The 12,504-nt window shown below is 38.0% G+C and carries 8 protein-coding genes; 2 read left to right on the forward strand and 6 right to left on the reverse strand.

Translation table 11 applies throughout. From position 1 onward, the window contains the following. Positions 1 to 78: 78 nt before the first annotated feature. Positions 79 to 729, forward strand: a complete 651-nt coding sequence (locus AB4J89_RS03840; RefSeq protein ID WP_088495552.1) for a metalloregulator ArsR/SmtB family transcription factor — start codon at positions 79 to 81, stop codon at positions 727 to 729. Positions 730 to 813: 84 nt separating this feature from the next. On the opposite strand, the gene glgP is transcribed toward AB4J89_RS03840, so the two are convergent. The 6 genes from glgP to AB4J89_RS03870 form a co-directional block, all read right to left on the reverse strand. After that, positions 814 to 3,264 (reverse strand): glycogen/starch/alpha-glucan family phosphorylase, encoded by a 2,451-nt coding sequence (gene glgP, locus AB4J89_RS03845; RefSeq protein WP_088495553.1) that lies wholly within the window; start codon positions 3,262 to 3,264, stop codon positions 814 to 816. Between the two features lie 45 nt (positions 3,265 to 3,309). Continuing rightward, positions 3,310 to 4,743 (reverse strand): glycogen synthase GlgA, encoded by a 1,434-nt coding sequence (gene glgA, locus AB4J89_RS03850; RefSeq protein ID WP_088495554.1) that lies wholly within the window; start codon positions 4,741 to 4,743, stop codon positions 3,310 to 3,312. Continuing rightward, the gene (glgC, locus tag AB4J89_RS03855) at positions 4,740 to 6,089 is read right to left on the reverse strand and encodes a glucose-1-phosphate adenylyltransferase (RefSeq protein WP_088495555.1); all 1,350 of its coding nucleotides are present in this window, start codon (positions 6,087 to 6,089) and stop codon (positions 4,740 to 4,742) included. The genes glgA and glgC overlap by 4 nt, the downstream gene beginning before the upstream one ends. A gap of 21 nt (positions 6,090 to 6,110) precedes the next feature. Continuing rightward, positions 6,111 to 8,180: a glycogen debranching protein GlgX gene (gene glgX / locus AB4J89_RS03860; RefSeq protein ID WP_102949507.1), complete on the reverse strand. Its 2,070-nt coding sequence runs from the start codon at positions 8,178 to 8,180 to the stop codon at positions 6,111 to 6,113. Between the two features lies 1 nt (position 8,181). Then, complete coding sequence (gene glgB / locus AB4J89_RS03865) at positions 8,182 to 10,365, reverse strand: 1,4-alpha-glucan branching protein GlgB (protein WP_088495557.1); 2,184 nt, start codon at positions 10,363 to 10,365, stop codon at positions 8,182 to 8,184. Positions 10,366 to 10,730: 365 nt separating this feature from the next. Continuing rightward, positions 10,731 to 11,612 (reverse strand): LysR substrate-binding domain-containing protein, encoded by an 882-nt coding sequence (locus tag AB4J89_RS03870; RefSeq protein WP_088495558.1) that lies wholly within the window; start codon positions 11,610 to 11,612, stop codon positions 10,731 to 10,733. Positions 11,613 to 11,756: 144 nt separating this feature from the next. Here AB4J89_RS03870 and AB4J89_RS03875 point away from each other — a divergent pair, with 144 nt between their 5' ends. Further along, a complete protein-coding gene (locus AB4J89_RS03875) occupies positions 11,757 to 12,482 on the forward strand; it encodes a sulfite exporter TauE/SafE family protein (protein ID WP_193775161.1) in 726 nt (241 codons plus the stop codon). Positions 12,483 to 12,504 lie beyond the last annotated feature (22 nt).

Below are 12,504 nucleotides of genomic sequence, written 5' to 3' on the forward strand. Positions count from 1 at the left end.
TCTTTTATTGCTATTACGACATAGCTTCGTTAAATTACCAAGATAAAACTTGGATAAATAAATACTGAGACGCTTAATATGTCAAGAAAAAACTTGGAATATAATTATCCTGCGCAACGTACTGTTGGCGATAAAATTTTATTTTTAATTAAAAAACATGGACCTATGCAAGCAAATGAAATTGGGCAACGTCTTGGTACAAGTAGTGAAGCAGCAAGACAACAATTTGTAAAACTTGCTAATGCAGGATTTGTTGAAGCGATTACCGAGCCAAAAGGTGTTGGAAGACCTATTCAATATTGGCATTTAACCGAATTAGGGCAGAAACAATTTCCTGATACCCATGCTGAATTAACCGCTCAGATTTTACTAACTATTCGTGAAGAATTGGGTGAAAGTGCTATCGAAAAAATTATTTTAGCACGAAAGAAACAGAGTTATCAGCGCTACACACAAGCAATAAAAGATGCGGATGAACTCACAGAACGTTTAGATATATTAGCCACACTGCGTAGCCAAGAGGGTTATATGGCACATTGGGAGCAAGTAAAGGATAACGAATATCTTTTTATTGAAGATCATTGCCCAATTTGTGCAGCAGCTAAAGTATGCCAAGGTTTTTGTAATACGGAAAAAGAGCTATTTTCTGAAACACTAGGGGTAGAACTACAACGTGTTGAATATATTTTAGAAGGCGCAAGACGTTGTGCCTACCGTATTAAAATCTAATTTTATTAAGACTTAAACAATAAAAGCAAAAACCGCGCAATAAAGCGCGGTTACTGTTCTGTCCTTAGAAATTTAGCTTAGTTTTTACAATGTAATCGCAGAAGCTTTCCAAATTCTTTGCATATATTCTGTTACTGCACGATCCGCAGAGAAATAGCCCATTTGGCAAATATTTAACGCGGATTTTTTCAACCAAGCCTCTTCATCTTGATAAAGCACATCAACACTATCTTGCGTATCAACATAGCTACGATAATCGGCTAATACCTGATAATGATCGCCAAACTCAATTAAGCTATCGAAAATTGATTTGTATTTATCAGGATAAGTTGGATTAAAGAAGCCATTAGCGATTTGGTTAAGCGCAGTGTGTAATTCGATATCTTCATCATAATAACGACGAGGGGAATAACGCTGTCTTAACTCTGCCACTTCTTGCGCATTGTGACCAAAGATAAACATATTATCAAAACCAACATGCTCACCAATTTCAATATTAGCACCGTCAAGTGTACCGATAGTTAATGCGCCATTTAGGGCAAATTTCATATTCCCTGTACCAGAAGCTTCTGTTCCTGCTAATGATATTTGCTCAGATAAATCTGCTGCGGGGATAATGTGTTGCGCTAAACTTACGCCGTAGTTAGGAATAAAGATCACTTTTAGTTTATCTTTAATACGCTCGTCATTATTAATCTTACAGGCAATATCATTAATAAGATTGATAATTTTTTTCGCATTATAATAAGCTGATGCAGCTTTACCTCCAAAAATAAATACGCGAGGCACCCAGTTTTTCTCTGGATTTTCTAAAATGCGATTATAACGAGTGATAATGCCTAACACATTGAGAAGTTGGCGTTTATATTCATGAATACGCTTGATTTGCACATCAAACAGCGCATCAGGATTAATATCAATATTTAAATCTTCCTTAATGATCTGCGCAAGATTTTGTTTATTGATACGTTTTGAATCTTTTAATTGGTGCAAGAAATTTTTATCTTTCACCAATGGCATTAATTCACCTAATTGCTCTAAATTGGTTCGCCAATTTGTACCAATATGGCTATCAATTGCATTAGAGAGAGAAGGGTTTGCTAATGCCAACCAACGGCGTGGTGTGATCCCATTGGTGATATTGCAGAATTTCTTAGGATAGATCATCGCAAAATCAGCAAATAAAGATTGCACCATTAATTGGCTATGAAGTTCAGAAACACCATTAACTTGATGACTAATAATAACCGCTAACCATGCCATACGAACATTACGGCCATTCTCTTCATCAATAATAGAAACACGACGTAATAAGTCGTTATCATTAGGGAACTGGGCTCTAACTTGTTTCAAGAATTTATCATTGATTTGGAAAATGATTTGTAAATGGCGAGGAAGTGAACGACCAAGCATATCAACAGGCCAAGTCTCTAATGCTTCACCCATTAATGTATGGTTGGTGTATGAGAATATATGAATGGTTTGTTCCCATGCTTCATCCCAGCTAAATCCATGATTATCAATTAGCTGACGCATTAACTCAGGAATGGCAAGAACAGGGTGAGTATCATTAAGATGAATTGCAATAAAATCTTTTAGATTATCAAAGCGTTGATGCAGATGATAATGACGTTGCAAAATATCTTGAACAGAAGCACTTACTAAGAAATATTCTTGTTGTAAACGCAACATTTTACCTGATGTTGTTGAATCATCAGGGTAGAGAATACGAGAGATATTTTCAGAGCGATCTTTTGCTTCTGTTGCCTCTAGGTATTCACCTTTATTAAATTTACCTAAGTTAAACGCCACATTTGATTTAGCTGACCATAAACGAATGGTATCTGTCGCTTGTGTGTTATAACCCGGAACAATAGAATCATAAGGTTGTGCCATCACATTGAAGGTATCAACCCAATAATTTTTCTCGCCTTCTTGTTGTAAACGCCCGCCAAAATCTACTTCAAATTGCAAATCATGACGAGGGAATTCCCAAGGATTACCTTTTTCAAGCCAGTTATCCGCAACTTCATGTTGTTCGCCATTTTGAATTTGTTGGCGGAACATTCCATATTCATAACGGATACCATAACCTGTAACGGGATAACCTAATGTAGCACAAGAATCAAGGAAGCAAGCAGCCAAACGGCCTAAACCACCATTACCTAAACCAGGATCTGGCTCAAGTTCGATTTGTTTTTCAAGATCAAGACCTAACTCTTTTAATGCCTCTTTAACTTCGTGATAAACACCTAAAGAGAGCATGGCATTGGTTAAAAAACGCCCCATGAGAAATTCCATCGAAATGTAATAAACCTGTTTTACTTTCGGTGAAAGCTCCGCTTTGGTTGATTTTAACCAGCGTTCAACTAAACGGTCTCTAATGGCGTAAGAGGTTGCATTTAACCAATCTGTTGGTGTTGCATATTTTGGCGACGTACCAACGATAAACATTAGTTTATAAACAATAGAACGCTTTAATGATTCAATATCCTTATCAGGTGATAAATAATCAAATTCACATAAGTTTTTCATTATAAATCTCTTTTTGTTATTCACTGGCTCAAATAGACCTCATGTCTATAAATGTTGATACAGTGTCGCATACGTTTTTGCAGCGGTTTCCCAACTAAAAATAGTTTGATTCATGCCATCAGTTTGAGCTTGTTGCCACTGTTTAGGCATACTCCATAAGGTAAAGGCACGATTAATAGCCTGACGCAAAGAGTCTGGTGTCGCTTCATAGAAAACAAAACCCGTAGCTTGGTGATGTGCTAAATTTTCTAATGAACAATCATTAACCGTATCGGCTAATCCGCCTGTGTGTCTCACTAAAGGTAGAGCGCCATATTTCAAGCCATATAACTGAGTTAATCCACAAGGTTCAAAACGACTAGGCACCATAATCACATCAGCACCTGCGACAACTTGGTGTGAAAAACTTTCGTCATAACCAATATGAACGGCTACATTTTGCGGATATTGTTGTTGTGCGTGTAAAAATGCCGCTTCAAGGTGACTATCGCCAGTACCTAATAAAACAAACTGGCCACCTTGTTCAACGATATCAGGAAGCGTTTCAATGACTAAATCGAGCCCTTTTTGCGAAGTTAAACGACTGACAGCTGCAAAAAGAGGAGCAGTATTGTTGACAGGTAAACCACATTTTTTCTGTAATGCGGTTTTATTTTCTAAACGTTTATTCAGGTTTTTAACATCATAACGACGTGTAATTAAGCTATCTGTTGCAGGGTCCCAAACTGCCTCATCAACGCCATTTAAAATGCCACTTAATCGCTGTTCATAAGCACGTTGACGTAATAATCCCTCTAAACCGTAACCAAACTCTTGAGTGGTTATCTCTTTGGCATAAGTTGGGCTGACTGTCGTAATGTGGTTAGCATAAAAAAGACCTGCTTTTAGGAATGAAATTTGTCCGTAATATTCCAGTCCATTAATTGAAAAACTGTAATCAGGTAATTCAAGTTGATGCAGATGATAAGGTGAGAACTCACCTTTATAAGCCAGATTATGAACAGTAAAAACAGATTTTGCTGAATAATGTTTAACTGCTAAATAAGCACAAGCAAGTCCAGCATGCCAGTCATGGGCGTGAACAACATCAGCTCGCCATAAAGGATCTAACCCCGCTGATAATTCGCTTGCTACCCAACCTAATAAGGCAAAACGAAAAACATTATCACCATAAGGATGCTGATGTTGATCGTGATAAGGGCTACCAGTACGTTGATAAAGATGAGGTGCATCAATAAGATAAATATCAACACCTTGGTATTGTCCATAAAGCAGAGAAACATTACCGGCAAAGGTGTCGATATTAGTCACTAATTTGAGATCAGGAATATTATCTTTGATAGCAGGAAACGCGGGTATAACAACCCGCGCATCTAAACCTATCTTTTTCTGAGCTAAAGGCAAAGAGCCCATAACATCAGCTAATCCCCCTGTTTTTAGCAGAGGGAATAATTCAGAACAACAGTGAAGGACATTCACGAAAAAGCCTCCTCATTTTGAGGTTTTTGTTCTGCATTTGTTTCAGTCGGATTTTCTTTTTCATTACGTGCGAGTTGCTCAAGCATTTCTCTTGTTACAAGCACGATACCTTCTTCAGTACGGTGGAAACGTGCAGCATCTTCTTCTGCATTCATCCCAATAACAGTACCTTCTGGGATAGTACAACTGCGCTCAATAATGCAGCGTTTTAAGTAGCAATGATGGCTCACTGTCACATCAGGTAAAATCACGGAATCTTCGATATGACAGAAAGATTCAACGCGAACTAATGGGAATAAAATAGATGAATAGAGCGTTGATCCATTGATAATACAACCGTCAGCAATTAACGAGTTCATCATCTGCCCATGTTCACCATGATTATCTTGGACAAATTTAGCTGGCGGTAACGGTGTCATAAAGGTGCGTATTGGCCAATCTTTTGCATACATATCAAGCTCTGGTGTTACAGAGGCTAAGTCGAGGTTAGCAGACCAATATGCTTCAATGGTTCCTACATCACGCCAGTATGGTGGTACTGAAGGATCTGAACTGACACAAGAGAGTTCAAATGGGTGAGCAAGAACATCACCACGCTCAGTGATTTTAGGAATGATATCTTGACCAAAGTCGTGGTGTGAATTTGGGTCACGGCTATCTTCTTCTAATAAATCAAAGAGATAATCTCTATCAACCACATAAATACCCATGCTTGCTAATGAATGATCAGGATCATCAGGAATACAAGGTGGGTTTGATGGTTTTTCTAAGAAATTGAGCACTCGACGATTTTCATCGATATCCATAATACCGAATTGGAATGCATCTTCTTTAGGAACACGAATACAAGCTACGGTGAATTTTGATTTGTTTTCAACGTGATCAAGTAATAAACGGGCATAGTTCATTTTATAAATATGGTCGCCAGCTAAAATAACGACATATTTTGCTTTGTAGCTACGAAGAATATCGAGGTTTTGATAGATAGCGTCAGCTGTACCCATATACCAATGTTCGGTATTACGACGTTGCTGAGCAGGTAATAAATCAACAAACTCATTCATATCTTCGTTGAAGAATGACCAACCACGCTGAATATGTTGAACTAAAGAGTGCGATTGATATTGGGTAATTACACCAATACGACGTATCCCTGAGTTAAGACAGTTTGATAGCGTAAAGTCGATAATTCGAAATTTCCCACCAAAGAAAACCGCCGGTTTTGCACGTTTTGAAGTCAATGCTTTTAAGCGTGTACCACGACCTCCCGCTAAAACGAGTGCAATTGCCTCTTTAGGAAGTTGTTGTGCCAACATTAATTTTTGGCCTTGTTCTGTTGTCATCATAGTTATAGCACTCCAATCAAATTACTTAACTTGGGAGGAAATAATGGGTAATTTTTCAGTAGAAGACTGAGTATAAAAAACGCTATTTCGCCAAAGGGTGATACTGTTAGGTTGTATTTCACAATGCTCAGATTGTGTTGGGTGACAATCAGGCCAGCTAGCCGTATCAAGCAAGCAAGACCAAGACCCTTCAGGTAAAGAAAAAACAGCGCTGTTTCTTAATGGGTTAAACATTAAGATCCATTGTTGCGCTAAAAGAAGTTGTAATGGTGAAGGTGGAAGTTGTTGCCAATCTTCATTACTCATAGGTTGAGCATTCTGATTTAACCAAATGACATTTTGGCTATCTTCTTCCCACCATTTAAGCGAACTTAAAGGTGTAATTTGGTGACGTAATTCAATAAGGTGGCGAATGTAATCAGTTAAGTTGTAAGGCTGTTGAAACCATTTGATCCAACTGACTTTATTATCCTGACAATAAGCGTTGTTATTACCATATTGCGTATTACCCACTTCATCACCGGCGAGTAAATGAGGTGTTCCTCTAGAAAGCAGTAGCGTTGCCAGCATGTTCCTTGTTGCAAGCAATCTGTATTGACTTATTTTTTCGTTAACTATCAAACCTTCTTCACCAAAATTCACACTGTAATTGGTGTTATGTCCATCTAGGTTTGATTCTCCATTCTCCTCGTTATGTTTATTCTGATAACTCACTAAATCCCGCAGTGTAAAGCCGTCGTGGCTAGTTATCATATTGACGCTAGAATAGGGAGGTCTGCCATTTTTGTGGTATAGCTTTGCAGAGCCTGTAATATTGTCTGCAAATGTCGCGATTGAGACATCTCGCCATAACCAAAAACGACGAATAACATCGCGATAACCATCATTCCACTCTGTAAATGGAACAGGAAAATTACCGACTTGATAACCATCAGAGCCTAAGTCCCAAGGCTCTGCGATAAGTTTAATGCGTGACAATAGCGGATCTTGTCGAATAGCCGTCAATAGAGGCGATTGAGTATCAAAATAGGGAACTCGACCAAGGCTTGTCGCCAAATCAAAACGAAAACCATCAATATGAAATTCAGTCACCCAATAACGCAGGCAATCCATAACCCACTGCACCGTTTCAGGGCGACTTAAATTGAGTGTATTACCACAACCCGTCCAATTTTGAGCTTTATTTTCGTCGTTTAGCCAATAATAGCTTTGGTTATCAATACCACGTTGCGAAACAATATAACCTTCGAATTGATCACTTAGTTCCGCAGTATGGTTAAACACCACATCTAAAATCACTTCAATATTGGCTTTATGTAGGCTTCTTACGGCTTCTCGAAATTCATCAATAATATTGCGACCTGAATTAGAATAATATTGAGTCGATAAAGCGAAAGGCGCTAATACGTTATAACCCCAATAGTTTTTTAAACCGATTTTATGAAGATGTGGCTCTGTTAAATGATATTGAACAGGCAATAACTCTAATGCCGTAATGCCTAATTTTTTTAGATGTGAAATAAAAGCAGGGTGCCCTAATGCTGCATAAGTGCCCCGCAATTTTTCGGGTATTTCAAGATGCAGTTTTGTCAGTCCTTTTACATGTCCTTCGTAAATAATGGTTTCTGACCACGGTGTATTTAAACGCTGATAAGTGCCTTTTTCTTTATAAGAATGGCAAAAACATCCGCTATCATCGGTGATAACTGCTTTAGGTGTAATCGCACTATCATCATGCTCTAATGCATTAAAAACAGGGGAGGTGTAAGGTAATGTATTATCAACAATACCCGTCACCTGTTTTGCATAAGGATCTAATAATAGTTGCTGAGGTTGATAGAACAATCCTTGCTCTGGAACCCATTCACCTTCTACACGATAACCATAATGTAAACCGGGCCCTGCACCGGGCAAGTACCCATGCCAAATGGAGCCGGTTTTACCCGGTAATGGGTAGCGGATCTCTTTGCCTGCTTTATCAAACAGGCAAAGAATGACTTTAGTGGCATTTTCACTAAAGAGTGTAAAATTTACTCCATAGCCATCATAATGACTGCCCATAGGAAAAGGGCGACCATAGTCTAAAGACATATTAATCCTTCAATCTTAAATACAGCGTTGCAAGTGGGGGTAATGACAATGACAAGGAATGAGGCTTGCCATTAAATGCACTTGCGGTTGTCTCTATTTCACCTAAATTTCCTACATTACTGCCGTTATAAAATTCAGAATCACTGTTGAGAATTTCTTGATAAGCACCAGCTTTATTTACACCGACAACGTAATTGTGATGAACAACAGGCGTGAAATTACTGATAACAATAATTTCATTGCCGTGTGCATCTTTACGGCAAAAAGCAAAGACGGAGTTATCGTGATCATCAACGGTAAGCCACTCAAAGCCTTCGCGTTCAAAATCACATTCATAAAGCGGAGCATTAGCTCGATAGGAAAGATTCAAATCTCGTACAAAGTGTTGAACACCTTGGTGTGGACTATTAGGCTCTTCAAGAAGGTGCCAATCTAAGCTACTGTCATGGTTCCATTCACGCCACTGTGCAAATTCACATCCCATAAATAGCAGTTTTTTGCCGGGATAAGCCCACATAAAGCCAAGATATGCACGTAAATTGGCAAATTTTTGCCAATCATCACCTACCATGCGACCGATCAACGAACCTTTACCATGCACAAATTCATCATGAGAAAGAGGCAAAACAAAGTTTTCGTTATAGGCATAGAGCATGCCAAAGGTCATTTGATTATGATGATATTTACGATAAATAGGATCACGCTGCATATAAGCTAACGTGTCATGCATCCAACCCATATTCCATTTGTAATTAAAACCTAAACCACCATCATCAGGCGGTAAGGTAACTCCCGGAAAATCGGTAGATTCTTCTGCAATTGTGATTGTACCAGGGCAAGTTGTACCTAGTAATTTGTTGGTGTGACGAATAAAATCAATGGCTTCTAGATTTTCACGTCCACCATGTTTATTTGGGACCCATTCGCCTTCTTTTCGGCTGTAATCACGATAAAGCATTGAGGCAACAGCATCGAAACGGAAACCATCAAGCGCAAAATGTTCATGCCAATACAATAAATTACCGGAAAGGTAATTCAGCACTTCATTACGCCCATAGTTATAAATCAAGGTATTCCAATCAGGATGAAAGCCTTCACGTCTATCTGCATATTCATAGAGTGATGTGCCATCAAAATTACGTAAACCGTAATCATCTTCGGGGAAATGACCGGGAACCCAATCTAAAATGACTTTAATTTCAGCTTGATGTGCCGCTTCAATAAAGTCACGGAAGTCCATAGGAGAGCCAAAGCGACGAGTTGGTGAATATAACCCTAACGGTTGATATCCCCATGAACCATCAAAAGGATGTTCATTAATAGGGAGCAACTCAATATGAGTAAAACCCATCTCTTTAACGTATGGAATTAACTGTTCAGCTAATTCGCGATAACTTAACCAGCTTTGATCATCAGTATGTCTACGCCATGAACCTAGATGAACTTCATAAATAGATATAGGTGCATTGCGTTGATTCGCTTGCTGACGCGATAGTGGCATCGGTTTGATTGGTGGTAATGTATTGATAATTGATGCAGTTTCAGGGCGTATCTGTGTTTCAAAAGCATAAGGATCAGCTTTTAATCGACGTTCACCATTCGCATCAAGAATAGAATATTTATAGCAATCACCAAGATGAGCCTGTGGAAGGAAAAGCTCCCATATTCCACTTTCACGACGTAATCGCATTGGAAAACGTCTTTCATCCCAGAATGAGAAATCGCCTACAACACTTACGCTTTTTGCGTTGGGTGCCCATACAGCAAAAGTAATACCATCAATATCACCCAGTTTTGCAGGGTGTGCGCCTAAACATTGGTAAGGGCGCGAGTGATGACCTTGAGCTAAAAACCAAATATCCATTTCTTGCAATAAAATGCCAAATTGATAGGGATCATCAACGATACCTTGTGCATTTTCCCACGTTACATCTAAACAGTAACTAAAACGACGTTTACGTCGAGGGATAACGCCACAGAAAAAACCACTAGGATGCTTACGCTCTAGTGTTGCTACATTTCGACCGTTTTTTCTATCGATGACACTGACTGCAACTGCATCTGGTAAAAAAGCACGAACCTCTAAACCTGCCGATGTTTCATGCATACCAAGAAGTGCAAAAGGATCAGACTCATACCCATTAATTAGTTTTTCTATTGCTTTTTTTGTCACAGCTACAGACATCTTATCGTCCTTCGTTGCCAGCAAATAAATTAATAAATTTTATATATAAATATCAGCATAGAACGTTAATTTAAGTTAAACAATAAGTGTTTATAACAGATTATTTAAAATCAAAATAATTTACATAGGTTAATGTACTTATTTATTAATTTTAATGGATTGAATTTAAATAAATTAAATAGATTGAATAGAGGAAGATCGCGAATTATAAAAACAGCACGATTAGCGTTTTTACCTATTCATAAAAAGAAGACTATCATTAGATATTTTTAATTAAACAGCTAGCAACTAGTTTTAAAAAGTGTAATTAATAAGATTGGAATCGCTATTTTTATGAAAAATAATCGCTTATTTCATTAGTAAAATTAACTTTTTTGCTGGGTAAGCCATTGTTCAAAATCAAGATGTGTTTTGGTTTTTTGTACACCTAATGGCGTTAAAGCGTAATAACTTATCGGTGCAATTTGGATATTTGGAAATAACACTTTTAAAGTACCGTTATTTATTTCATTCGATAAAATCGAAACAGGACCAATGCCAAGACCTAATCCTTCAATAATAGCTTGCAGCGAAATATGAAAATGATCAAAGCGATAGTGACGCGAGAATGACAACTGCGTATTGAGATGAGTCGCGTTTAACCATTGTTGCCAATGCCCGGGACGAGTAAGCGTATCGATAACAGGGCAGTCAAAAACATCTTCAAATTTAGTGACACTGTAACGTTTTAAGAATTTTTCAGAAGCAATTAAACAATGTTTATCCTCTAAAAAAACAACAGATGAATACTCTTGTTGCTGAGGTTGAGGACGAATAATCAGATCATCATGGCTAATCAAATGAAATCGCTCGCTATTTGCAGACGCAATTTGGATATTTGCATTAGGATATTGAAGATAAAAATCCTCCATTCGCGGAATAAGCCATTTTAAACAAAGTGTTGTAGGAACACTGATGTTTAAAATATCGTTTCTTCCACCATTACCATAGCGAAAACCAATATCATTTAATTTATCAAAAACTTCACTTAATTCTTGCGCCAAAGTCAATGCGTAGGGGGTGGGAACTCGACGTAAACCTTGTTTATTAAATAAAGTGACGCCAAACCATTTTTCTATAACTTGGATATGACGACTAATTGCACCATGAGTGACACATAATGTTTGTGCGGCTTCGGTATAACTTTGACTATGACAAGCGACTAAGAAAGCACGTAATGAAGGCAATGGAGGAAGATTTCTCATCATAATTTTCTCGCTATAGTTTACGCATCATAAATAAAACGGGCTTTCTGATTAAAACTCACAATACCGTGACATTTTATCACAGGTAAAAATAAAGAAGGCGGGTATGATACAGCGTCTTTAACTTATTGAACTTAAAGGATGATAATGAGTTTTATCGCGGTTATTTTATTGGCAGTATTTTCTGGTGTGATCAGTGGCGTTGTAGGAACGGGCTCTTCTATCTTATTAATCCCAGCGCTGACCTATGTTTTTGGCGCAAAGGAAGCTGTACCTATTATGGCGTTAGCTTCAGTGATGGGGAATTTATCGCGTATTTATTTATGGCGTCACAGTATTCGCTTTAAACCACTATTTTATTATCTGTTACCCGGTATTCCTGCCGTTGTTCTTGGCGCCAATACATTATGGATAATGCCAGAAAAATGGCTAAATATTGGTATGGGAATGTTCTTCATATTGATGATCCCCGTGATCCACTTATTACGCAAACATCAAATTAAAATGAAAACTTACCAAGTTATTATTGCTGGTGCAGTTATCGGTTATTTAACGGGGATTGTATTTTCCACAGGACCATTAACTATTCCTATATTTTCTGCATATGGTCTGACATTAGGCCCATTACTTGCGACGGAAGCTGCTGCTTCATTTGTTATTTATCTCACTAAAGCCTTAACTTTTAGCCAACTAGGTGCGGTTAATAGCTTTATCTTAATTAGCGGGGCATTAGTGGGTTGTGGTTTAACAGCAGGAAATTACCTTGGTAAAAAACTGGTATTAAAACTGACACCAAAACTTTTTCAATGGTTGTTAGATGCTATGCTGATTTTTGCTGGTGGCTCACTGCTTTTTAATGGCATTTATTCTTAATGAAAATGGCTGTATTAACAGC

The organism is Proteus sp. STS61-E (assembly GCF_040932335.1).
Classification (GTDB): domain Bacteria; phylum Pseudomonadota; class Gammaproteobacteria; order Enterobacterales; family Enterobacteriaceae; genus Proteus; species Proteus mirabilis_B.